Origin of the sequence: Paenibacillus turicensis (genome assembly GCF_050461185.1) — a bacterium.
Lineage (GTDB): Bacteria > Bacillota > Bacilli > Paenibacillales > Paenibacillaceae > Fontibacillus > Fontibacillus turicensis_A.
The window spans coordinates 1,874,010-1,899,373 of record NZ_JBCMOR010000005.1 but is presented as its reverse complement, the minus strand read 5'-3'; the positions used below and the strand labels follow the sequence as shown (position 1 = coordinate 1,899,373).

23 protein-coding genes and 1 pseudogene are annotated in these 25,364 nt (G+C 36.9%); 21 read left to right on the top strand and 3 right to left on the bottom strand.

Features of this window, described 5'->3' with window-relative positions; translation table 11 throughout:
• Positions 1-58: 58 nt before the first annotated feature.
• A complete protein-coding gene (locus ABE099_RS11005) occupies positions 59-607 on the bottom strand; it encodes a DUF1697 domain-containing protein (RefSeq protein WP_430030230.1) in 549 nt (182 codons plus the stop codon).
• 207 nt (positions 608-814) lie between these two features.
• Here ABE099_RS11005 and ABE099_RS11000 point away from each other — a divergent pair, with 207 nt between their 5' ends.
• From ABE099_RS11000 to ABE099_RS10960, 9 genes and pseudogenes are all read left to right on the top strand, one after another.
• Positions 815-1,741 (top strand): ABC transporter ATP-binding protein, encoded by a 927-nt coding sequence (locus ABE099_RS11000; protein ID WP_430030227.1) that lies wholly within the window; start codon positions 815-817, stop codon positions 1,739-1,741.
• Positions 1,738-2,964 (top strand): ABC transporter permease, encoded by a 1,227-nt coding sequence (locus ABE099_RS10995; RefSeq protein WP_430030225.1) that lies wholly within the window; start codon positions 1,738-1,740, stop codon positions 2,962-2,964. The genes ABE099_RS11000 and ABE099_RS10995 overlap by 4 nt, the downstream gene beginning before the upstream one ends.
• 144 nt (positions 2,965-3,108) lie before the next feature.
• Positions 3,109-3,321, top strand: coding sequence for a helix-turn-helix transcriptional regulator (locus ABE099_RS10990; RefSeq protein ID WP_430030578.1), 213 nt, complete (start codon positions 3,109-3,111; stop codon positions 3,319-3,321).
• A complete protein-coding gene (locus tag ABE099_RS10985; protein WP_430030223.1) occupies positions 3,314-3,640 on the top strand; it encodes a hypothetical protein in 327 nt (108 codons plus the stop codon). The genes ABE099_RS10990 and ABE099_RS10985 overlap by 8 nt, the downstream gene beginning before the upstream one ends.
• A 298-nt stretch (positions 3,641-3,938) precedes the next feature.
• Positions 3,939-5,819 (top strand): beta-glucoside-specific PTS transporter subunit IIABC, encoded by a 1,881-nt coding sequence (locus ABE099_RS10980; protein ID WP_430030221.1) that lies wholly within the window; start codon positions 3,939-3,941, stop codon positions 5,817-5,819.
• Positions 5,820-5,895: 76 nt separating this feature from the next.
• On the top strand, positions 5,896-7,317 hold the full coding sequence (locus tag ABE099_RS10975) for a glycoside hydrolase family 1 protein (protein WP_430030576.1): 1,422 nt from the start codon (positions 5,896-5,898) through the stop codon (positions 7,315-7,317).
• Between the two features lie 64 nt (positions 7,318-7,381).
• Entirely contained in the window at positions 7,382-8,227 is an 846-nt protein-coding gene (licT, locus tag ABE099_RS10970) for a BglG family transcription antiterminator LicT (protein ID WP_430030219.1), read from the top strand.
• Between the two features lie 188 nt (positions 8,228-8,415).
• Positions 8,416-9,114, top strand: coding sequence for an RNA polymerase sporulation sigma factor SigK (sigK, locus tag ABE099_RS10965; RefSeq protein ID WP_430030217.1), 699 nt, complete (start codon positions 8,416-8,418; stop codon positions 9,112-9,114).
• A gap of 1,120 nt (positions 9,115-10,234) precedes the next feature.
• Positions 10,235-10,513, top strand: a pseudogene (locus ABE099_RS10960) (sigma-70 family RNA polymerase sigma factor); the annotation flags it as partial.
• 145 nt (positions 10,514-10,658) lie between these two features.
• On the opposite strand, the gene ABE099_RS10955 reads toward ABE099_RS10960, so the two are convergent.
• Positions 10,659-11,081 (bottom strand): hypothetical protein, encoded by a 423-nt coding sequence (locus ABE099_RS10955; RefSeq protein ID WP_430030214.1) that lies wholly within the window; start codon positions 11,079-11,081, stop codon positions 10,659-10,661.
• Between the two features lie 141 nt (positions 11,082-11,222).
• Between ABE099_RS10955 and ABE099_RS10950 the strand changes: the two genes are divergently transcribed.
• From ABE099_RS10950 to ABE099_RS10935, 4 genes are all read left to right on the top strand, one after another.
• Positions 11,223-11,435, top strand: a complete 213-nt coding sequence (locus ABE099_RS10950; RefSeq protein WP_430030212.1) for a hypothetical protein — start codon at positions 11,223-11,225, stop codon at positions 11,433-11,435.
• Between the two features lie 337 nt (positions 11,436-11,772).
• A complete protein-coding gene (locus tag ABE099_RS10945; protein WP_430030210.1) occupies positions 11,773-12,687 on the top strand; it encodes a phosphotransferase in 915 nt (304 codons plus the stop codon).
• Positions 12,688-12,787: 100 nt separating this feature from the next.
• On the top strand, positions 12,788-13,243 hold the full coding sequence (locus ABE099_RS10940; protein WP_430030208.1) for an SMI1/KNR4 family protein: 456 nt from the start codon (positions 12,788-12,790) through the stop codon (positions 13,241-13,243).
• Positions 13,244-13,536: 293 nt separating this feature from the next.
• Positions 13,537-15,810 carry a DEAD/DEAH box helicase gene (locus ABE099_RS10935; RefSeq protein WP_430030206.1) on the top strand — a complete coding sequence of 758 codons (2,274 nt, stop codon included), beginning with the start codon at positions 13,537-13,539 and terminating at the stop codon, positions 15,808-15,810.
• On the opposite strand, the gene ABE099_RS10930 is transcribed toward ABE099_RS10935, so the two are convergent.
• Positions 15,807-16,124 (bottom strand): hypothetical protein, encoded by a 318-nt coding sequence (locus ABE099_RS10930; protein ID WP_430030204.1) that lies wholly within the window; start codon positions 16,122-16,124, stop codon positions 15,807-15,809. The genes ABE099_RS10935 and ABE099_RS10930 overlap by 4 nt on opposite strands.
• A 186-nt stretch (positions 16,125-16,310) precedes the next feature.
• Here ABE099_RS10930 and ABE099_RS10925 point away from each other — a divergent pair, with 186 nt between their 5' ends.
• The 8 genes from ABE099_RS10925 to ABE099_RS10890 all read left to right on the top strand — a co-directional run bounded on the left by ABE099_RS10925 (position 16,311) and on the right by ABE099_RS10890 (position 25,311).
• Entirely contained in the window at positions 16,311-16,745 is a 435-nt protein-coding gene (locus ABE099_RS10925) for a zinc ribbon domain-containing protein (protein ID WP_430030202.1), read from the top strand.
• Between the two features lie 75 nt (positions 16,746-16,820).
• On the top strand, positions 16,821-17,450 hold the full coding sequence (locus tag ABE099_RS10920) for a hypothetical protein (protein WP_430030200.1): 630 nt from the start codon (positions 16,821-16,823) through the stop codon (positions 17,448-17,450).
• A 128-nt stretch (positions 17,451-17,578) separates the two neighbouring features.
• Positions 17,579-18,118, top strand: coding sequence for a GNAT family N-acetyltransferase (locus ABE099_RS10915; RefSeq protein ID WP_430030198.1), 540 nt, complete (start codon positions 17,579-17,581; stop codon positions 18,116-18,118).
• A gap of 212 nt (positions 18,119-18,330) precedes the next feature.
• Entirely contained in the window at positions 18,331-19,644 is a 1,314-nt protein-coding gene (locus ABE099_RS10910; RefSeq protein ID WP_430030196.1) for an ABC transporter substrate-binding protein, read from the top strand.
• A gap of 255 nt (positions 19,645-19,899) precedes the next feature.
• Entirely contained in the window at positions 19,900-20,874 is a 975-nt protein-coding gene (locus ABE099_RS10905) for a carbohydrate ABC transporter permease (RefSeq protein WP_430030194.1), read from the top strand.
• Positions 20,871-21,725, top strand: coding sequence for a carbohydrate ABC transporter permease (locus ABE099_RS10900; RefSeq protein WP_210088437.1), 855 nt, complete (start codon positions 20,871-20,873; stop codon positions 21,723-21,725). Before ABE099_RS10905 ends, ABE099_RS10900 begins: the two co-directional genes overlap by 4 nt.
• 95 nt (positions 21,726-21,820) lie before the next feature.
• Positions 21,821-23,584, top strand: a complete 1,764-nt coding sequence (locus tag ABE099_RS10895) for a sensor histidine kinase (RefSeq protein WP_430030192.1) — start codon at positions 21,821-21,823, stop codon at positions 23,582-23,584.
• 89 nt (positions 23,585-23,673) lie between these two features.
• Positions 23,674-25,311: a response regulator transcription factor gene (locus ABE099_RS10890; RefSeq protein WP_430030574.1), complete on the top strand. Its 1,638-nt coding sequence runs from the start codon at positions 23,674-23,676 to the stop codon at positions 25,309-25,311.
• Positions 25,312-25,364: the final 53 nt, after the last annotated feature.

The following is a 25,364-nucleotide window of genomic DNA, read 5'->3' as shown; positions in this document are numbered from 1 at the left end:
AAAACTAATCCATACCTTTTAAGTGTATTTCACTTAATGGGTGTGGATTTTTTTGAGGCTAGGGCTTAGAGGTAGACAGCTGCACTAGCTTTTTTGTCGTATTGGCATTTCTAATTGTGACATGATTATAAGCAGATTTGCCCACAATTTTAGCCCATCTTGTTTTTGAGAACGTATCAAGGGGAGCAGACCAAAATATAATTTGTCCATAGTGATCTACTTGCTCATATTCTGGCTTAGCAATGCCAACTTGCTCCATGATCTCTATTGCAGTCGCAGGCGGAATTACAAAAATAGCATTATGCTTGGACTCTGGGTTGGTGTCCCACCAAGTTGGAGCATGATCTAAAGCTGAAGATAAATCTTCTACGGAGATGATAGTGACAGTAATGTTTAAGTTGAATTTTTCCGATATCGCTCGCTCGCATTTCCCTCTGATTTCTACTTGATCCTCATGACTACTTGAAAATATAACATTACCACTGTTAATGTACGTAGTCACCTCTTGATATCCAATTTCCTCAAAAGCCTTTTTCAGTTCCGGCATGGAAATTTTATTTTTGCCACCAACATTGATACCACGTAGTAGTGCGATATATTTTTGCACGTAATTAACTCCTTTATTTGCTGAATTCGAATAATAGTATTTGTCATAGTATTTATGAAACTAACCATTTATATTATTAAGGCTGACTAACACTAAAAGGAAAATTACATTTTACATAGAATATAAGGTTTGTCAGATACGCCTTAGTTGAATATTATGTTATTTTGAATGTTGTGTAAATGGGTGATGAGCTGGGAGTGAAGGGATATGAGCAAGGTTGCATTAGAAATCAAATCGTTAAGTAAAAGCTTTGGTGACTTTAAGGCTGTTGATGATCTCTCTATCGATGTGATGCAAGGTGAAATTTTTAGTTTGCTTGGGCCTAATGGGGCAGGGAAGACAACAACGATTCATATTATTAGTGGTATGTTAGGGATGGATGAGGGAACCATCAAGTTTAATTCTACCAGTCATCACCAAGGACTTTCCCCCACTCATAAAATAGGTGTCTGTACTCAACATGTACAAATTTGGCCTCTGCTCACTTGTGAGGAACAGCTACATTTTGTAGGAAGCATGTACGGAATGAGCAAAAAGGAAATAAAGTCTCGTGCATTAACTTTGTTAGAATTGGTTGGCTTATCTCAAAAAAGAAGGGTACTCGCTAAACATCTTTCTGGTGGTATGCAGAGAAGATTGCACTTAATTATGTCCGTGATGCATGATCCAGAAATTGTTATATTTGATGAGCCTGAGGCAGGACTTGATCCGCAAAGCCGAGTGCTAGTGAGAGATTTTATTAAATCTTTAGCAGGAGAAAAAACGATTTTATTAACGACACATAACATGGATGAGGCGGAGCGTTTGTCATCGAGGGTAGCAATTTTGGACAGAGGCAAAATACTTTTGTGCGACACACCAGCTAAGCTACAGCAGAAAATTTGTCCAGAGGAAACTTTAGAAATTCAGTATTTAGAGGAGCTACCTCCAATTGAGCGGTGGGATTCTTCGAATTATCATATTCAATTAGAGGGCAAGTATATTAAAGTCACAGGCACTAATCTTAGGACCTTTGTTCCGCAAATACTTCAAAAAGCTGAGGCACAATATGGCACTCCTATAACGTTTAGCTTACGACAAAGTACATTGGAGGATGTATTTATTAAGCTGACTGGAAGGAGCTTAAGAGAATGAAATTAATCGCTGTTTTCAAAAAAAGTATGATTGAGCAGTTTAGAGATTATAAAGCTTTAATTTTGACCCTCCTTTCCCCTATTGTTTTTATCGTGATTTTTGGTTTAGCTTTTGGACAAGGCTTTTATACATACACACTTGGAATTACAAATAAGGATCAAGGGACGTTGGGAAATGTTCTGATTCAAAATATACAAACTAGTCAATATCCGAATGGAAATAAAATCTTCGAAACCGTAATCGTTGATAATCAACGGGGAACCTTTGATAAGGCAATTAAACAGCAAAAATACGATGCACATCTTTTAATTCCAGCGAATTTTAGTGATTCATTTAAAAGTAGTATGAGTGCCTTTAATAATTCTAATAGCTCTAATAGCTCTAATAATTCTATTGATTCTAGTAGTTCAAGTCGTTCAAGTCGTGCTACTCAGTATCGTCAAGCGGCTATCGTTATTTCGGGCAATCCCTCTAACCTAACTTATAACCTAATTAGTAGCTTTGTGGAGAATCAAATTCATAGCTTTGTATGGGAAAATGTAAAGGTCAAAAATCCGACCGAAATTGTATATGATCATACAGGATTCCAGCAAATACAGGTCAAATCAGAGTTTGATAACATGGCTCCAGGCTTAATTGTGTTTTCAGTATTTTTTCTTATGATTTTAAGCGCGATGATGATTACGAAGGAAATTGAAAATGGAACTATTCAACGAATTATATTAGCTAAAACTAAACCAATCGAGTTTTGTGGGGGAATTAGTTTAGCACAAATGGTGTTAGCGGCAATAATGTTACCGCTTGTATTTGCTTCGAGTATGTTGGTAGGCTTCCACACATCAGGTTCGTTTCTGCTTGCTTATGTAGTGAGTCTCATTGCTACGTTTTCTGCGATCGGAATCGGATTGATGATTGCTGCTTTTTGTAAAACCTCATTAGAAGCATTTATTATAGGCAACGTGGTACTTACACCTATGATGTTTTTAGCAGGTATTTTCTTTAAAGTCCCCCCGATTAAACTATTTACAATCATGGATAAAGAGATCGAATTACTGTCATTGATGCCGACATTAGATGCTGTAAATGCTATGAATAAAATATTGCTTCAAAATGCTGATTTTTATAGTGTTGTTCCAGAGCTGATTGTGCTTATAATTTTATCTGCTTTTTACTTTCTGTTGGGAGTTGTGTTGTTTAAACGGCGGTATATGGCAAAGGGATGACCAAACAAGAGGGCTAACTTATGTTAGTCTTTTTTTCTTTCTAGGAAATGACTTATTTTTTATTCCTTTTATTGACAAAATGTAATGAGGTGATTACAATCATAGTGTAACGTGTTGATTACATTTTGGAATGAGGGAATTACATTGATTGAAAATCGAATTAAAGTTTTGAGAGCTGAACGTGACTGGACACAAGCAGATTTAGCAGAGCAAGTTGGGATTTCCCGACAAGCGGTTATCTCCATCGAGAAATATAAGTATACGCCTTCGCTGGAATTAGCCTTTAAAATTGCACAAGCTTTTAATGTATCAATTAATGAGGTATTTACAATGAGAGAGGATGAGGAAAATGTTTAGTTATCAAATAGTAATGGCAGTTGTGCTTGTTGTATTGGGTCTAGGACTTTTTGGTAATGTATTTTACAAAGCTAATAAAAGCATAAAATATAAAAATGATGAACGCTGGCAATTCATTCAGAATAAAGCGAGCAGAGTCATATATTGGTATCAAGGTTTAATTACAGTAGTACTTGCAGTTATATTGGGTGTAGATTTATTTCATCCTTTTCAAAATTCTATTAGTATTGCAGATGCGGCCTCTTATATATTTATGGTACTGTTTCTTCAGCATGGATTAGAGTTGATTGCACTAATGTATCTTGATAAGAAGTTATAATAGGATAGCGTTTAAAATTTTAATAAAATCTTTACTAGGAAATAATTGAATTGTTTTTATATTGACTATTTTCTATGAAGCGGTTACATTATATTTATAAGCTTATACATGTATGATTTTTGCTAGCAAATCAAATGTAACTTTATTTAGAACTAATTATTTTATAAAATTAAATACAAAAGGATTGTAACCGCCACAAGCGGGCAATACCTAAATTCTTTTAGCGCAGTGTTGATATCTGCCTATTTGAGTTTAGGTATTTTTTATTTCTATTGTCAAGAATACGAGGAGTGAGCATATGAAACACCAACAATTAGTAGAGGATATTTTAAAAAATATTGGTGGTTCCGAAAATATTAGCCGAGTGACCCACTGTATGACACGATTACGCTTTAATCTCAAGGATGACAGTAAGGCGAGTATTGATGCAGTCAAAAATATATCAGGTGTAGTTGGATGTGTGAATAAAGGGGGCCAATTTCAAGTTATTATTGGTCCACATGTGGAACAAGTATTTAATACGATGACAAAAACTGTGGATATCAAAGAAAGTGAGCCTAGTGATAATGAAGTAAAAGGCAAGAAGAAAAACCCGATTGCGATGTTGTTTGACATCATTGCGAGTATATCTCAGCCAATCATTGGTGCATTAGCTGGAGCGGGGATGATTAAGGCATTACTTGCGGTCTTAGTTGCTTTAAAATGGATAACTACGGATTCACAGCTTTATGTTATTTTGTTTATGATTAGTGACGTCGTATTTTATTTCATGCCATTTTTCTTTGCAGTATCTACTTCAAAAAAATTAAATACAAATATTTATATTTCTCTGATTTTTGCAGGAATGCTGCTACATCCCACACTTATTGGACTTAAAACAGCAGGTGATCCCGTATCCTTTCTAGGATTGCCGATCACTTTAGCAACGTATTCCTCAAGTTTAATTCCGATTATTATGATTGTTTACTTCCAATCTGTAATTGAGAAGTGGGCGAAAAAAATATCTCCAGATGCAGTGAAAATCTTTTTAGTTCCTATGTTAACTATTCTTATTGTTGCACCTATTGGCTTAATTGCAATTGGACCGATTGGCGTTATTGTCGGTAACTACGTTGGACAGTTCTTCCAACTTATTAACACCTATGCGAGTTGGTTAGTTCCTGCATTGGTGGGTGGACTTGCTCCATTACTTGTTATGACGGGTATGCACTATGCATTGGGTTCGGCTCAAGCCATTCAACGTGCATCAGTTGGATATGGTACTTTCCTAACTCCAGGCATGCTATCATCTAATATGTCTCAAGCAGCCGCTACACTTGCTGTTTCTTTAAAAACGAAAGATAAGAACCTTAAATCGTTAGCATCTTCTACTTCAATTAGTGCCTTTTGTGGAATAACAGAACCAGCTCTATACGGGGTTACATTGAAGTTGAAAACTCCACTATATACAACGATGGCGGCTGGTGCTATAGCTGGTTTATATGGTGGAATAAGTGGAATTAAGGCGTGGTCAGCAGGAACTTCAAATGTGTTCTCTTTACCTATTTACATTGGGGTTAATGATATCGGATCATTTTATAATGCAATTATTACAGCAGTGATCGCCATTGTTTTAGGTTTTGTGTTAACGTTTATTTTCTACAAAGACCCTGTTGTTACTCAGGGGAAATTAGTTGACGGCCAATCTCCAACAAAAGAGTCTTCACCTACACAACAACAGCTAACTCGTAAAATATATATTCAAGCTCCATTAGAAGGAAAGGTAGTTAAGCTTAAAGATACAGATGATGAAGCTTTCTCATCAGGTGCGATGGGCAAAGGTGTAGCGATCATTCCTACTAATGGTAAATTAGTTTCACCAGTGGAGGGTGAAATCAATGCAGTGTATAAGACAAAACATGCTATCGGAATTAAATCTGTTGACGGTGTTGAACTCCTTATCCATATCGGTGTAGATACAGTCAAGCTAAAGGGAGAGCATTTTATAGCACATGTAGCTGAGGGAGATAAAATTCAAATTGGTGATCCACTAGTTACTTTTGATCTCGAAGCTATTAAAAAGGCTGGTTATGAAATTACTACGCCGATTATTGTTACCAATTCCATAGACTATCTTGATGTGGTTGAAACTTCAGAACCGACGATTAAACAAAAAGAAACATTACTTACGGTCATCTAAATCGCATATACACACCCCTCTTTTATGAGTAAAAGCATAAATAGATGGGGTGTGATTTTATAAATGAATTGGAGGTATTAGAATGTCATTTCCTGAAAATTTCTTATGGGGCGGGGCTGTAGCCGCTAATCAATGTGAAGGTGCTTATTTAGAAGGCGGAAAAGGATTGTCTATTCAAGATATTATGCCAAAAGGTGTGCTTGGTTCAATTACAGAAGAGCCAACGGAAGATAATCTAAAGCTTGTTGCAATCGATTTTTATCATCGGTATAAGGAAGACATTAAGCTGTTTGCAGAGATGGGTTTTAAAGTATTTCGAATGTCCATTGCATGGTCTCGTATTTACCCGAATGGGGATGATACAGCGCCAAATGAAGAAGGCCTTACTTTCTATGATCAAGTATTTGATGAATGTAGAAAATATGGGATTGAGCCTTTAGTTACCTTATCTCATTATGAAATTCCTTTACATTTATCTAGAAAATATGATGGATGGAAGAGTAAAGCTTGTGTTCAATTTTTTGCTAAATATTGTGAAACGGTATTTTTGCGATATAAAGATAAAGTAAAGTATTGGATTACATTTAATGAGATTAATACTACGGTTCACTCTGGTTTGCTTGGGGGTGGCATACTGACGCCAAAGTCAGAGTTAACTAAATCAGAATTGTATCAAGCGGCACATCATCAGTTGGTAGCAAGTGCATTAGCGACAAAGATCGGAAGAGAAATTAACTCTAATTTCAAATTTGGTTGTATGGTTGCCTCTGCCCCCCGTTATCCAATGACTTGTAATCCCGTAGATGTTATGCATGCCTTTGAGGATCAGCAAGAGGTCACTTATTTTGTTCATGTTCATACTAAGGGAGAATATCCTTATTACGCTAAAAAAATATTTAAAAAATATAATGTTGAGCTTGAAATTACAGAAGAAGATCGTAAAATCTTAAAAAACACAGTAGATTTTATCTCTTTCAGTTATTACAATAGTCGCACCGTTGCCAAAGATGAAAGTAGCTATCAGCAAGCTTCAGGTAATATCTCAAGAGGGTTAGTTAATCCTTATGTCAATTACTCAGCATGGAATTATCCGATTGATCCAAGTGGGCTTAGGTATATTTTAAATCATTATTACGATATGTTTGGATTACCTTTATTTGTAGCTGAAAATGGGCTCGGGGCGATTGATGTCTTAGAAAAAGACGAACAGGGTAATATGATAATTGAAGATGGTTATCGCATTAAGTTTCACAACGATCACCTCGTTGAAGTAGAAAAAGCGATTGAGGATGGAGTAGAAGTTTTTGGATACACCTCATGGGGATGCATAGACTTGATTAGTGCAGCCTCTGCTGAAATGAAGAAGCGTTATGGATTTATATATGTTGATCGAGATGAACATGGGAAGGGCACCTTAGAGCGTTACCGTAAAAATTCATTTTATTGGTACAAGCAGGTAATAGAAAGTAATGGTCGTTCTTTGCTTCGGAATAACTAACAACAAATCCATACGGGACACCAGATTAGCCATACTTTAGACATAACACTGGGGGCCGTTTAAAATGAAAATTAAAAAAATATATAATAACAACATAGTGTTAGCTGAAGATGACAATTATGTAGAATACATTTTGATTGGGAAGGGACTCGCTTATCGTAAAAAGGTAAGTGATCCTATTGATGAAAAACTTGTTGATAAACGTTTTATTCCTGATGCTGGGGATAATATGACCATGTTCACCAAGCTTCTCAACGAGATTCCTATTCATCATATTGAACTCGCAAACAAAATTATTCTTATGGCTGAGGAAGAATTAAACACAACCTTTAACAACAACATTTATAATGGACTAGCGGATCACATCAATTACGCTATTCATAGGTACAAGGAAAATGAGCCTTTAAACAATGTTTTGTTGTGGGAAATTCAAAGGTTTTATCAAAAAGAATATGCTGTGGCTAAAAAGGCATTAGACTTAATTAAATATTATGAAGGTATTCAAATGAAAGAAGATGAAGCCGCCTTCATAGCGATGCATTTTGTAAATGCGCAAAACACAGAAGAAGTAACTTCTTTAGTAGCGAATACGCACATTATTAAAAATGTACTGAATATCGTGAAATATCATTTTAAAATTGAAATTGACGAAAGCTCACTTAATTATTCTCGTTTTGTTACCCATCTCAACTTTTTTATTCGTAGAGTTAAAAGTAGAGCACAAGTACATTCAGAGGAAGACGATTTCTTATTTATGCAGATCATCTCTAAATATCCAGACGCTTATGAATGTTGTTTGAGAATCCAGAACTATTTAGAGAACTTATATGAAATGAAGCTAACCAATGATGAATTGTTATATTTTATTTTGCATGTTGTACGTGTAACAAAGCGGGATAGCTCCTTATAGCTTTATTCAAAGCTATAAGGAGGTTTTTTTGTTTTTTACAGGGCTATTCTTTATATTAATCACACTTATTTTCCCCCGTACATGCACTTCTAGGCTCTCGCCCACATACAATAAGATGACCGTGAACGATTAGGAGCAGCAAGAGTTATTCCGAGTTCATTGTACATGTGCGGGAGGTGGCTTTAAAAATGCCTGGATTGTTCAGTGCAATCGCATTTTTCATTAAACAGCTTACATTACTTGTATCGTACGTGAAAAACAATGCATTTCCCCAACCCTTAACGGAAGAGGAAGAGGCATTACATCTAGAGCGTATGGCTGAGGGGGATCCCATTAGCCGAAACCTGTTGGTGGAGCATAATTTGCGGCTGGTAGCCCATATTGTGAAGAAATTTGATAACACAGGTGAGGATTTAGAGGATCTTATTTCCATTGGTACGATTGGATTAATTAAAGCCATTGAGAGCTTCCGTCCAAATAAAGGTACAAAATTAGCAACCTTTGCGGCGAGATGTATTGAAAATGAAATTTTGATGCACTTGAGATCGTTAAAGAAAACCCGCAAGGATGTATCGCTTCATGATCCAATTGGGACTGACAAAGAGGGTAACGAAATAACCCTTATAGATATTTTAGGAACAGAAACTGATGAGGTTGCAGACCGAGTTGAGCTTAAAATGGAGAAAAGTAAAATATATCAAAACCTAGATATTTTGGATGATCGCGAAAAAGAGGTAGTTGTGGGTCGATTTGGGCTTGAAGCAGGTGGCGAGGAACGGACGCAACGGGAAATCGCGAAGGAGCTGGGGATTAGCCGTAGCTATGTATCTCGGATAGAGAAAAGGGCGTTAATGAAGCTGTATCATGAGTTTTATAAGAAGAGATAACGCGGTAATGAGTGTTAAAGTCTTTGAGATCTGAAAGAAGTATGGAGATATATTAAGAGGCTATTTTCTTTTATTAAAGAAGATGGTCTTTTTTTGTGATTTTGTCCCTACCTAATACTGGATGGATTATAATACGAATAGGAAGTAAAAGGGGGATCGATGGTACAGTTGTGGCGGCATAGCATTCTCTTCAGTGCCTAAAGTAACTAAAAGCGTGAGAACGGCTCTAAGTTACAATTTAGAATTATTTGTATTGGGGGGAAGAATATTGTTAATAGTACTCAGTCGCCTTTTACATCTATTTATTTTTGGAGTGCTGATTTTTCGATATAGTAAGCACAGATTTAAAAAACATAACTTTGAGAATGCGGGTATGATAACTTTATCTGGAATATTACTTACAGGATTTGAAAGAGAATACATGTGGTTTTATCCGCTGCTCATTATAGAAATATTATTGTTTTTAAATTACATTGTTAGATCGTTCTCAGACAATAAATAGTTTTTCACTTATAAAGATATTTATCAGCAGGGAGGGGCATAGTTGGATTTTATTAAGAGGAACCTTTTCAATAGAACTTTTGTGAAATTAGGCTCTACTGTATATTCAGTTATGATAATCATATGCTATTGTGTTTATATTTTTTTGGAGCATTATAGAGTCACTAAATCCAATTTTTGGTTATCGAAGAGTAATCTAACTCAACAAGATTTTAAATCTATTGAACAAATAGGTAGATGGACCACGAGGGTTGAATTTCTTTTTTTTGTTTTATTTATAATTGGCTTTATCATCTTTAGATATATATTTCCAGAAAAAAATAAGAATATTAAATTGTTTTTAATACTTAATGTATCTCTATTTCTTTTAATTTTGATTATAGGTTTTTCATTCTTTACTGGTTCGTTGCCCATAGGCAATATAACTCAGCCGATCATTTTACCAACCATAGTTATGATTTTTATGTGTATTTATTTTCTTTGGAGACATAAGAAGCATAAGCTATAGATTAACAAACACCTTCAGGAGAATACCTCATTGTAATTGTGAAAACGAGGATGCTCTAGGAGGTGTTTTTTTATTTTTGGGTTATTTCAATACGTCTACAATGCACATGTTAATGAAATAACCCTTATAGATATTTTAGGAACAGAAACTGATGAGGTTGCAGACTGAGTTGAGCTTAAAATGGAGAAAAGTAAAATATATCAAAACCTAGATATTTTGGATGATCGCGAAAAAGAGGTAGTCGTTGGCAGGTTTGGGCTTGAAGCGGGTGGCGAGGAACGGACGCAAAGAGAGATCGCGAAGGAGCTGGGGATTAGCCGTAGCTATGTATCTCGGATAGAGAAAAGGGCGTTAATGAAGCTGTATCATGAGTTTTATAAGAAGAGATAAGGAAATTGGCATTGAAAATAAAAACGGACGAGTAAGCGGACAAAGGCCATCTTTTGGGCGAAAAAGATGGCTTTTTTGTATAGAGATTAGATTATAAATATAAATTAATTTTATGCTGTTTGTATTAACTTTTGTCCAAAAAATTTTAAAGATCGATATACACTATTTTCCCATTATCCAATTTTAGATTAAGCCCAGAAAATATTTCTTCTTTAGAAGCTTCTTTTGGTGTGGTGCTTTTTGGTTGCAACACAAAATCATCTACAATTTTTACTTTTGCTTGATTGGGAACATTTAAGTTAACTATTTTGGATGTAAGTACATCTATCTTTGATGCCATTAACTCATTTAAAACTGGTTCGACTTCAATAATTCTAATTGCCTCTTCGCGTTTATTTATTAATACTGCGGAATAAGATATTTTAGCAACATATTGCTGATCTTCTTCTGAAGTCACTATTGTAGTCGTAAATGTATCTGTTACCACCCCATTGTCATTTTCTTTAGAATTACATCCACTTAATATTGATATTGAACAAATTAAAAATATCATCATAAATCTGCGCATTTATATCCTTCTTTCAGTTTGTATTTTTGCTTAATTTATATTTAGTAGATTTGCTGAAGTTTTTGCTAAAATTTAAAATCATAGGTATATTGAGATTAAAACCGCGAATAGATTGAAAATATGTTCTAGGAGGGATTCTAAATGAAAGAAAATCGAACTAACAAGCCGCTATCATTTAAACGAATATTATTTTACATGGATTTGCTATTGTTTTTTATTGCAGGTGGTGTATTAATTAACTCTTTAAATACAGATCAAGAACAGTCTATATTAATATTAAATATTGTAGCAATGAGTTGTGTGATGTTGGCTAGTTTAATTCGTGTTGTCTTATATATAAAAGGAAAAAGTTAGCGTATAAGTAAATAAGTAGTAACCTATATAGTATAGCTTATAAAAGTGGGCATGTGTGAAATATGATATAAAACCATATCAAATAGAAATAAATAGAGAGGGAGTCCCTAAGGTTTTTTATTTTCCCCCTCCGTTTAATTCTATTTGGCAAGCTGTAGCTAAAATGCATTTGAAATTTTCTATCATTTATCATCCATCAATGTACAAAATCTAACTTTAACTAACTAATGAAATTGATATGATTATTTTGCGAAATAAATCCTTTACGGCAGTGACCTAGAAAAACAAAAAATTTAGATTAGAGGGTGATATTATCAATCATTTAAAAACAGATGTATTGGATTCTCAACTTTCTGAATTTATAAAAAACTGTATCGGACCATTTCAAATCCTAGCTAATTATAGACCCAATAGTTTAAGAACTGGAGTATGGAAAATTTCTTCAGATATAAATAAAAGCTGTTATTACTTAAAAACTTTTAGTCGAAAAGAACGATGGTCCCCCGAAGTCTATGCCTATACGAACTGGTTACCCCCATTAAAATCCTATGTCCCTAAATTAATTGATATATTTGAGCAAGAAGGACTCTACGCCATTTTAATTACTTCTATTGATGGTGTCATTATGAGAGAGGCAGATTTAGATATAAAGGCAACTACAAAAGCCTATCACCAAGCTGGGGAGTTAATAAAAATACTACATGATTCACAGAGTGGAGCATGGTTTGGTCGTCCTGATCTAAATGGGAACCCTATTGACCTTTCGCCTAGCAAAAATCCAATTAAGTATGTTTACGACTCAATTCAACAAACGTTTAATCGCTGTGAGGAGCAAAACTTATTGACGCCTATGGAAATAGAGCTTGCTCAGTGGGCACTTCACAATATTCAGGTTTTTGAGCATGTTAAGCCAGTTCCTATAAGCTGGGATTCTACGCCTGGTAACTGGTTAGTGGATGCAAGCGGGAATGTAACTGGTATGATTGATTTTGAAAATATGTTATGGGGAATAGATGTGGATCACTTTTCGATCTTATTTGAAAGATATTTTGTAGATAACAAAGTAGCGATGAATGCTTTTTTTAGTGGATATGGGCTAGAAGTGTTAAAAGACAAAAAGGAACAAATCCAAATTTGCTGTATCAAAATGGCGATTGCCGATATATATTATGGTACTCAAAATAACGCTGAGATCATCGTTAATTACGGACGAACCCTTTTGCAACAAATCTACGATAACAAACTAATATGATAAAGCAAAGTCCAATGCGATCCGAATCTCTTCATTAGAAGAAGAGGGGGAGATTAATTTGAGATAGAAATAAAGAAAGATGTCCTTAAGGAGGGGGAAAATGAATTTATTATCTGTGCTTAACAGCCAATTTGTAAGCTTATATAAGGAAAGTGAAATGCAACGGATTAAGGTGACGCCAGGAGACATACAAAAAGTTGCTGAATTAGCCCAAATACCGCTACCTAAAATGTTAATTGATATTTTGGAAGAGGGGATCATTTATGGATTTAAGATTAAGGGTACATCAATAGTTATAAACTTTCTCTATGTTAAAGATATTATTAATGTGGATGACAATTATCACTATTTTAAAGAAGATGTTAAGGAAGGACTGATTTTTGCTACAGATTTAGGTGGTAATGTGTATTATTATGGCAAGGGGAAAGAAGGGATAGGGTTATATGTTGTTGGAGCAGGTGATGGAAATTTTTTTGAAGAAGCTACTAAATTTGCAGAGGCATTTGAAGACTTTTTTATTGAGGGGAAGGGAATAGATATTTTAGAAATGCGTTAATAACGGATTATAGGGAATAGTCAAGTTGCTGAATTAATAGCTCAAAAAATATTTGAGTAGTACAGTTTCTTCCGATGAGACAGATATAAAGGAAAATACATATTAAAAATCTAAAAACGGAGAGTGTCTAAAAGCCACCTCCGTTTTTTTTGTTAGTAAGCTAATTCATTGGAAATGTGTAAGCAGAATAAACGTGCAACGTTTGGGGCTTTTGTACGTAAATAGATCAATACCAAGCTAATCCAGGCTAATGTGGGCAACAGTAGTCTATCGCAAAGGAGAGATTTTATTTGATGAATCCAGCAACGAAGTTAATCCAAAGCTTCAAAAATCGTGATCACAACCACAAACTAGCACAGTTAAAAGCGAAGACCAAACAGATCAAAAATCGTAATTTGGAAGCTTGGAATGACCAAGAGTTACAAGCGGAATCCCTTCGTTTAAAGAAGGAAGCAATAGAGGGTACACCTTTGGACGAGTTACTTGTAGATGCCTACGCACTTGTTTATGAGACAGCAAAAAGGAAGCTTGGCTTATGTCCCTACGATGTCCAGATTATGGCTGCGATTGCTTTGTATGAGGGATATTTAATTGAACAGCACACAGGAGAAGGAAAAACGCTCTCCGCGGTTATGCCTGCATATCTTCACGCCTTAACTGGCAAAGGTGTTCATGTGCTGACCTTTAATGAGTATTTAGCAAGTCGAGATTCGGCTTGGATGAGTCCTATTTATACTTTTCTTGGACTGTCCGTAAATGCAATTCAAGCAAATATGAGTTTATCTCAAAAAAGGGCTGCATATGGGGCAGATATTACTTATGTAACGGCGAAAGAAGCAGGTTTTGATTATTTGCGTGATACTATTGCACTTGATAAAGCTGAGCTTGTTCACCGTCTCTTTCACTACGTCATTGTAGATGAAGCGGATTCCTTGCTTCTTGATGAAGCGCGTGTTCCGTTAATCATTGCTGGGGATAGAGAAATGTCTGAAAAGGCGGAAATGGAATTGGCCGAGGTTGTGCGGCAGCTTAAGCTACATATGCATTATGATTTCGATGAATTTAAACGCAATGTGTATTTAAATGAAGAAGGTGCTACCAAAGTGGAAGAACTATTGGGATGTGGTGATTTATACGATAGTCACCATAGCCAGTTGTTGATGTCTTTAAATTGTGCATTACACGCGGAAGTTTTACTAAAAAAAGATGTAGATTATATCGTTCGAAATGGTCAAATTGAATTAATTGATGAATATACGGGTCGTGTAGCAGAAAATAGACATTTGCCTGACGGTTTACAAACAGCACTTTATGCTAAAGAAGGAATACAACCTAAAGCAGGTGGCAGAGTGTTAGGTACAATTACACTTCAACACTTCCTTAGCTTATATCCCAAAATTTCTGGAATGACAGCGACGGCTCATGCCTCAGCAATTGAGTTTAAGGCGTTATACGAATTGCAGGTTTTACAGATTCCCCCCAATCAACCTAATCAACGAAGGGATGAGCCGCATAGAGTCTATACGCATAAAGAGGCGAAGCTAAAGGCACTTGTACAAGAAATTTCTTCCGTCCATGCAACAGGGCGTCCAATTCTTATTGGTACAGCTAGTGTGGAAGAGTCGAACATCCTGTCTGAGGCACTAGAAGTTGCTAACGTGACTTGCCATGTTTTAAATGCCAAAAACGATGCCAAAGAAGCTGAGATTATCTCTAAAGCAGGGGAATTTGGAGCCGTAACCGTATCTACGAATATGGCGGGACGAGGTGTTGATATTCGGCTGGGAGGTGGAAATCCAGCAGAAGCAGAGCGGGTTGCGAAGCTAGGGGGCTTATACGTCATTGGTACACATGTGCACCAGAGCATGCGAATTGATGACCAATTACGTGGACGGGCAGGTCGCCAAGGTGATCCTGGAGGTTCCGTATTTATTGTGAGCTTAGAAGATGAGCTGCTGATGCGCTTTGGCTTGGATAAAATGATTTCTGTTCCAAGGCAAGAACAGGTGATTGATGAACCAATGTTAAGTAAAAAAATTGGGCAAATTCAGCGTATGATGATGGGACAAAACTTTGATATTCGTCAGGAACTAAACCGTTATTCCGATGTGCTCGAAATTCAGCGGCGGATGCTGTATAAGGAACGGCTTTCTATTTTAAAAGGGGAACTCCAAATGAGTCCTTCTGAGCGGAGGGTGCGACTTTATTATATAGACAAGCTTTGGGCGGAGCATCTAGCATACGTTTCATATATTCGTGAGAGCATACACTTGACTAGTCTTGGCAACCGCAATCCAATCAATGAATTTCATGACCAAATTATTCAAGCCTATAACGAAATTCCGCTTAAATTACAGCAAGAAGTAGATAACATGCTCATTCAGCTTGGCGGTTCTAACGATCCAGCAGTATGGGAGGAGTTTGGGCTAAAAAGCCCCACCTCCACACGGACTTATATGATGAACGATCATTATAACGAATACCTGCAAAACCCAAGTTCATGGGGGGCAGGTACTGTGCTTGCCTTTTGGTTGCGTAAAGCAATTAAACCAGTATTAAAGCGCTAGCTCTCAAACATTTTCCATATTAAAAATAAAGTCATCGTTAAGATCAAATGAAATGCAGGTGACAGCAACACCCACAGCTTTTTATGGAGCTTTCCTTTTATATTGTAAAAAATTAAAGAAAAAATATAAGTAAGTGGGTAAAGGCTAGTGGCAGTCACAAATGAAATAATGATGATATTTAAAAAGGGAGCCTCTTTTCCAGAACTCTCACCAGCAAGGGTCATGATGTTGGCTACGATGACCAGTGGATATATCAGTAATGGGATAGCAAATAAAATAAACGTAAGGAACACTAAAATTTTTTTATAATTCACAAAATACCTCCGCTAACATATATTTATTCATAAATTAAGGAAACCAGTAAATACATTATAGATTATAATAGGATGGAAAAGGGCAATTCTTACTGTCATACAAAAATATTACTATTTGATAAGTAGGTCTATAAATAAGCCTTAATGTAAATAGAAATTATATCTTACACAAAGAGGGGGATTTCATTGAGAAGAAGTGTTAAACCTGGGAGAGGGTCGTCTGCAATGGGGGGAGTAGCTAGTATTGCTGCTGGGATATTTGGTGTGTTTTGGACCATCATGGCTTCCAGCATGGGAGCACCAATTTTCTTTGTGCTTTTTGGGGTACTATTTGTGGGAGTAGCCATTGCGCAAGCCATATTTCATTTTATAAATGCAACAAGTAAAAATCGTATGTCGATGTATGATATCACTGAAGGTGATGAAGAACCGGATCCAATTGACCGATTTATTAGTAAAGCAGAATATGAAGAGGTCACCCATCAACGTAAAAACCCATATAAGGATACCCACTCACACCAAGCTCAAGCCGAAGGAGCTCTAAATTACTGCCCTTATTGTGGGAACAAAATAGAAAATGATTTATATATGTTTTGCTCGAAGTGTGGCAAGGAGCTATAAAATTAATAACATTGGGTATAGCATTGCATTTAAGACTTCCAAGATAACTACCCATTTATCTAAAGGAGGAAAAGAATGAATACGTATGCCCATTTTGTATCAAGAAAAACGCATGAAGGATTTCAAATTTTTCGTCATTCAACAGAATTTCATGCTGATGGTGGTGCAGGTAAGGTTATTGGTTTAGTTGTTATGATGAATCCAGGGGATGCAAGACCTGAGGATGAAAGTATTTTTGAATCACTACAAAATAGTGAATATGAAACGATAGAGCCTGTTTTAACTAAACAAGATAACACAATGAAGAAATTGATAGGGTTAATACAAAAAGCTTATAAACAAGATAATGAAACACTCCCTCCAAAGTATACTATTCATATTGAGAATATTTTTAATCTCAGGGAAAAAGATAGCGATCAGGCGAAAAAATATGTAAAAAGGATGACAGATTTTCAGGAGCTTATGTTTAAGAGAAGAGTCTATGAAGAAAAGTACGATTTTGTGTTTTTTGCTTGGGGCAAGTTGGACATTTTAAAACATCACCAAATTGAGTACCGAAGAAACTTTCCTAATGCAATTGTTGTTAATAAAAAAAATATTAAAGGAATAATTAGAGAAGTAGATTATCCTGTCCATCCGTTGTATATGAATACTGGCTTTTTCTTGGAAGCATCAAAAGGGAACATAAAGAAAGTGTACTCATAATGAAATTTAAAGAAAACCTTAATTTCAAGTATGATAATATTTAAGGTAAATAGAATTTTGGTATAATTAATTTTAATTATTTAAATAAGTGGGTGACAAACACCCCCAACTAGCGAAGGAGTCATGCCATGATCACACTAAAGTATTTTGAAGCATCAGATATTGAGCAACTGATTAGTTGGAGTGGGGATGAAGCCTTTTTATTACAATGGGCTGGGATACATTTTAAATACCCACTTACTAAGGAGCAATTAGAGGCTTATCTTGAAGATGCGAATGATATTGATACCTCTAGTAAACTAATTTATAAGGTATTAGATTCAGGTACAAATAAAAGCATTGGTCATATCTCAATTGGTGCAATAGATCGAGAAAATAGAACAGGGCGAATTGGAAAAGTACTTCTTGGCGATCCAGGTAGTAGAGGTAAGGGCTACGGTGAACAAATGCTTCTAGCCATCTTGAAGGTTGGTTTTGAAGATTTAAAATTACAACGAATTACATTAGGGGTATTTGATTACAATATCTCTGCCTTAAATTGTTATAAAAGCGTAGGTTTTATGGAAGATAAATTTATTCCAAACTATACCAAGATGAAGGATAAAAGCTTGAATTTGATTGAAATGCGTATTGTAGAGGATGAATGGAAAAGACGTAACGTAGAATAAAAACCAAATAGATTATTACAAATGTAAAACCCAAATTATTTGCGAAGCCTGCAATAGAACTTCGTGGATAGCTAGGGTTTTTATTATTTCATCCTTCAATTTCCGTGAGATTTTGAAATAAATCGTGCATTACTCATATACAAACTTGTTTTCATAATTGTTAATATAACGATGTAGGAATATTCACACAGATATAATTAGGAGGGTTAAGAATGTCTAAATGGAAGCGCTTTCTCTCGGTTTTAACTGTCATAGGAATAATGGGGACTTTAGTTGCATGTGGAAGTAGTGGAGACACAAAAAATTCAAGTAAAACAGCAAATGGCGACAAGCCTGCTACGTCCAGCAATGAGCCTGTCAAGCTACGTATTATGTGGTGGGGATCTCAACCACGTCATGAAGCAACATTGAAAGCACTGGAATTGTACACTAAAAACAATCCAAACGTTACTTTTGAGCCTGAATATTCTGGGATGGATGGGTATTTGGATAAATTATCGACACAAGCTGCTTCAAATAATGCACCTGACGTTATACAGCTTGATCCAGGCTGGATGCCAGATTGGATGGGACGTAACCAATTAACTGAGTTATCTCCTGAGGTGGATGTTAGTAAATTTGATACAAAATTGCTATCAGGTGGCCAATTAAATGGAAAGCAATACGCAGTTCCAATGGGTTCTGTAGCGTTTGGTATGGTTTATGATAAAGCAGCTATGGATAAGCTTGGCATTGCTAATCCTAGTGATGGCTGGACATGGGATGACTTCTTTGCTTTAGCAAAGGAATCCAAGTCTAAATTACCAAGTGGCCAATATTTCACATTAGACTATGCAGGTAACTACTTTATGTATTCAGCTTACCAATATGCTAAAGGTAAAGGGCAAGTGGTTACAGATGATGGACATTTCAACATCGATCAAGCTTCCTTCTTAGAGTGGACGAAAAAGTTTGAAGAGCTTCGTTCATTAGGACTAGTGCCTCCAGCAGATGTGAACGCATCTGATAAAGAGCATGATCCACAAATGGATTTATTGTCAGCAGGAAAAGTTTTATTCCGTTATAGCTTTTCCAATAACTTAGGTACTTGGGACAGCATCAAGCCGGGTGCATATGCCCTTGTCACAATGCCACGTGCAGAGCAAGCTGGCGGATGGTTAAAGCCTTCAATGTTCTTATCTGTTTCCAAAGATTCTAAGCATGCAGAGGAAGCTAAAAAGTTTGTAAATTGGCTAGTTAACGATCCAGAGGCAGGGAATATTCTGCAAACCTTCCGTGGCTTACCTGCGAATAAAGATATTTCAGCATCACTTGAAGCAAACATGAGTGAACTGGATAAGGTGGGCTTAGGTCTTCTACGTGCAACTGAAAAGGATGGTCAGGCGTGGTCTGCTGGTGCAGGTGGCTGGACGAACTTTATTGATAAAGACTGGGTGTTAGTACGCGATCAGCTTAGCTTTGGCAAAATTACACCAGAGAAGGCGTTTGAGCAGTTAAAGGATGCATCGTTGTCCTATGAAAAATAATTATTATAAATAGGTCTGAACAAAAATTAGTGGTTACCAATAATGGAGATGGAAGGCTACAGGACAGAGGGTTCTTGCGATCATTGTTAAAACCAGATTCCTTATTATTTCATGGCAACTTGAGGGTTGAAATCTGGTTTTAAGAGATGAACGTTTCACTTCTCCAGAATCCTTGTCCCTTCGCTTGCTTGGGATGTTGTCAACCACTAATTTAAACTATACCCCATTAAAAATTGAATCAAGAGGTGAACATAGATGAAAAGTTCCACAGCCACTGTAGTCCAACCTACCCCCAAAAAGAAAAAAGCATCTTATTTTCGGAGTAGATGGAACGCGCCCCTAGCAGGCTACTTATTTATTTCACCTTGGCTGATCGGATTTTTGGCACTTACAGCGTATCCTTTGTTTTTATCTCTTTATTATTCCTTTACAAACTATACGTTAATGCAGCCAATGGAATGGATAGGCACGCGTAACTACGAACGTATTTTTACTTCTGATCCTAATTTTATTCAATCTGCAAAGGTAACCTTTACCTATGTATTGGCCTCAGTGCCTTTAAAGCTTGCGGTAGCGTTATTTGTTGCTATCATCCTTAATAAAGCAGTAAAAGGAATTGGCGTATATCGGACAGCGATTTATTTCCCTTCTCTAATTGGGGGGAGTATCGGAGTATCGCTATTATGGCGTAACATTTTTGGTGTAGATGGCGTATTTAACAAATTGATTGCTGTGTTTGGGTTTGAAGGGAAAGGCTGGATTACTAGTCCAGATACCGCACTTGGGACTCTAATTTTATTAACCGTGTGGCAATTTGGCTCGACGATGGTAATTTTTCTGGCGGGCTTAAAGCAGATTCCTAACGATTTGTATGAAGCGTCTTCGGTGGATGGCGCCAATAAATTCGTGCAGTTTTTCAAAATTACTTTACCTATGCTTTCACCGATCTTTTACTTTAACTTAATTATGGCTGTAATTGGTGCATTCCAAATGTTCACCTCCGCCTTTGTTATAACAAATGGTGGGCCAATGAACGCAACCTATGTGTATGCACTTTATTTATACGAGCGTGCATTTAGCCGCTATGAGCTAGGTTATGCCTCAGCGTTGGCATGGATTATGCTGGTTGTCATTGTGATTGCAACAGTATTGATCGCCTTCAGCTCTAGATATTGGGTATTTTACGAGTCAGATACAGGAGAGAAAAGGGGAGGGAAAAAACGCAGATGAGTACACTAAAAAGAATACAATGGAAGCCAACGTTGCGTCATCTGTTTATGATTCTCTTTAGCTTCATTATGGTCTATCCCATTATTTGGTGGGTAGGTGCTTCTCTCAAAGACGCAACTGAGCTTAGCTCCCCCTCAATTTTTCCTTCTGTGCTGCATTGGGATAACTTTGTGAAGGGCTGGAATGCTGTACCTGGCTACACCTTTACTCATTTTTACCTTAATACGTTTTTACTCGAAATCGCCGTTATTATTACCACATTAATATCCTGTACTTTAGTCGCATTTGGTTTTGCAAGATTGGATTTTCCTTTGAAAAAGTTTTGGTTTGGGATTTTAATGTTGACATTAATGATGCCAGGGCAAGTGTTAATTATTCCGCAATATTCCTTGTTTCATCAACTAGGTTGGGTAAATAGCTATTTGCCATTTATCGTCCCCCATCTTCTTGCAGGCGGGGCGGGAGGAAGCTTTTTCGTCTTCCTACTCATTCAATTTATTCGAGGTGTGCCAAGGGAACTAGATGAATCGGCGAAAATAGATGGTTGCTCATGGTTCGGTATTTTCTGGCGTGTGGTAATGCCGTTAGCGTTCCCTGCGATCGTGACGGTTACAATTTTTTGCTTCTTATGGAACTGGGATGATTTCCTCGGACACCTGTTATACATCAATTCAGTAGAAAAATATACGGTAGGTTTGGCGCTACGAATGATTAATGACTCCCAATCTGCGGCGGAGTGGGGACAACTACTTGCGATGTCGCTTGTCTCAATTATTCCTGCTACAATCGTCTTCATGTTACTACAAAAATATTTTGTGGAAGGAATTGCAACAACAGGGATTAAAGGTTAAAATATATAAAACATTTTATTACGGTAAAGCATCGAATAAACTCGTAGCTTTACCGTTTATTTCGTCTAAATAGGTAGAGAAGGTAGGGAGTGCCTTTGACTAATCCTTTTAAAAAATATCGAATTGATCGCCTGTTTTTTTATAGCTTTGCCCTCATTCTTATTACCGTAATTGCAGTTATTGCCTGGACAAGCTATAGCAATTCTTCTAAAGCACTTGTGAAGGCAACCTCTCATTATCAGCAGCAATTGCTAGATGAGCGTAACAATGAAATTAACACCCGCTTGATTATGATTGAACAGATCTCCCTCTCTAGCTCACGGGATACAGAACTGGTTAATTTTTTAATTAATAGACAAGATGACTTTCAGCGGTATCGTCGACGTGCAGGGGTGGAAAGTGGTCTAGCTAACTTAACCTATGCCATTCCGATAATACAGGGCATTGATCTTTATATGGATAACCCAATTTTAAGCGAACGTCAAAATTATATTCAGTTTAGAGACCTGCAAAAGCTGGATGAGCAAAAATGGTCTAAATGTTTGGTGAAAAGCGATTATTGTTGGTCACAGGAATACAATTTTGTCAGTACACAGGGTGAGATTCCAGTGCTTAGCTTTGCCCGAAAGGTGAGTAATGAAAATGATTCTTTAGGTGTTCTAGTTATTCATATTAAAGCCAATGAAATTCGTAAACTGCTAGCGGGGAACTCAGACGGGGCGAATCGAATTATGGTTGGCAGTGATGGACAACAAATGATGAAAATTGGCGCCACACTTGAGCAAAGTCAATGGTCGAAGTGGGTAGATCTTAAAAGTAATCAATCAGGTTATGTGCATATCCCCGAAACAGGTGAGTTACAGGACACTTTGCTTGTTTACTCCAGAATGAATAATTCCAATTGGACTTTGATAGAATTTACGTCATGGACACAGGTGACAACAAGTAGTGTCAAGCTAGCAGAATTAATTGCGCTGATTGGTGCTGCCGCAATTTTACTTGTGTTATTAATTACCCACTTCTTAAGCAGACAGTTTACAAAGCCGATTAAAAAATTAGTGACTGCGATGCGTGTTTATTCCGTTGGTGGCGCTGGACGTGGTGGTCCTGGCGGTCATGCAGACCTTCCTCGTGATTATGAAAACGAATTTGGCTATTTATTTTCGGGCTATCGTAAACAAAATGAACGAATTGAAGAGCTATACCTGACGTTAGAGCAACGTTATGAACAGCAACGTAAAGCGGAAATTGAAGCGCTACAAGCTAATATTAACCCACATTTTTTGTATAATATGTTGGATCAACTGAACTGGATGGCGATTGAGGCAGGTCAAAATGAGCTTAGTCGGATTTTAGAACTGATGGGGAAAATGTTTCGGATTGGCTTATCTAACGGAAATAGCTTTATTACTATCGCAGACGAGCTGCTACATATTAAATGTTATTTGGAAATTCAGCAGATTCGCTGGGGAGATGGTCTTCATTATACTATTGACGTTCCCCCAACATCAGAGGTGCAAGACTTATATGTTCCCAAGCTTACGCTACAGCCCTTTGTAGAAAATAGTATTGTACATGGTTTTAATAAAAAGCATCAGGGCTACGTATTTATAAGTATTGAACAGAATGGGGATACGCTAAAGATTGTCATTGAAGATGATGGCGTTGGGCTACAGCAATCTCTGCACAATGATAATCCAAGGCGCACTGGTGGATATGGGATACGTAATGTAAAGGAGCGGATTGCTGGTTATTTTGGTGAAAGCTTTGGTGTTACCTTGTCTGAACGTCAAGAAGGAGGAACAAGGGTAGAAATTAAGCTCCCTCTCTTGCAAGCGCCTCCAACTAAATCGGAATGAATGTAAAATAAAAGGATTATAAGAGAAACTGAAAAGCACATGAAAAGTAAGTGAAAGGCTTATGTCTTGTTAGCAGAGGAGGAATCGTGATGTGGAAAATCGCCATTGTTGATGATGAACGACAAGTTTTAAAGGGAATGAAGGGGGCAATTCCTTGGGATGAGCTAGGCGCAGAATGGGGAGGAGAAGCACTAAATGGCGAAGACGGCTTGCTCATGATTTCCGACGTTCAGCCAGACATTGTGATTACTGATCTGTATATGCCAGTTATGAGTGGGATTGAGATGATACAGCACCTTAGGAATCAAGGCTTCCAAGGTAAAATTATTATTTTGAGTGGCTATTCGGATTTTGAACATGCTAGGCAAGCACTTCGTTTTGGAGTAAGTGATTATATTTCTAAGCCAATTAGCTTACCTACATTAAAATCGATCTTGTCCAAAGTGATTCAGGAGCTGGAGGAAGAGGAAAAGAAGCGGATTGTTGTAGGTGAACTGGAATTTAAAATGAGGTTGTATGAGCCTTTTGTGGAAAAAGAGTGGGTTCGTTCTGTAGCTGTTGGAACGTTAGATGAACTGTATAAAGAGAATGGACGTATTCCCCCACCATATCGATATTGGCTAGATCGGAAGCATTTTACCGTTGGGATTGAGCTAATTCGTGATCAACGTGCCAATTGCTTGTCTTTGTCTGATTGGAACCTGTTTCGATTTGCTGTCAGTAACATCGCGTGTGAAGTGGCAGGTAAGTTTTTCTCTGATATTGAATATACGGAGCTTCATAACACAAGGGCGTTACTTATTATTCATCCTGATATCCATTGCCTAGAAGAAATGCAACAAACGGGGCAAGTAGAGCCTCAACTAGAAGAGCTTGGGACAAAGCTTATTCAAAATATCGGGAGTTATTTGAAGTTAGCTGCACGTATTGGTATTGGAGGATTAAAGGATAGATGGACACAAATTTCTGACTCTACAGAAGAAGCATTTCGAGCAATGGATGATAGAACCTTACGAATGACAACTGCTTGTGAGGTGTATATGTATCGGGAAAATGAAAATATCGAGCAGGGAAAAGCCCATTTGTTTCCTGTTAAGTTTTGCTATAAACTGGCAACTGCGATCAAGTCATCACAGGAATCCGAGGCACATCAACTTGTCAGTAGCTATATGTTAGAAATAAAGAAGCAACACACAATTTCCCAAAGGGCGCTTCAATTGATGGCAAGTGAGCTATGGGGCGTGATAACCTATTCCTTATATGAAGCTGGACAGGAGTTAGATGAGTTCTTTAATCATGATGACATTGTAAAGGAAATTGATGGCTTACTAGGGCTAGACCAACTACAGCAATGGCTTATGAACAAAATCACCCAAATTTTTAACAGTAGACAATGGAAGGGAAGTAGTAAGCACAGGCAAATCGTAGAGTTTATGACGGGGTATATTCATGAACATTATGCGAAAGAACTTACACTTGCAGAGCTTTCAGACAAGGTGTTTATTTCACGTAATCATCTTGCAATTATTTTCAAAAATTTCACAGGCGAAACGTTTAATAACTACCTAACTAGAGTGCGAATCGAAAAAGCACGTGAGCTTTTGCTAGAGCGTAACATGTTAGTTTACGAGGTGGCAGAACGGGTTGGTTACAAAAACATTCCCTATTTCAGCACATTATTTAAAAAAATAACGGGGATGAATCCAACGGAGTTGATTAATAACTAGCAGCTATTCGATAGAAAAGCCAATGGAAGGGGGATCCCAAGTTGCCATCTCGG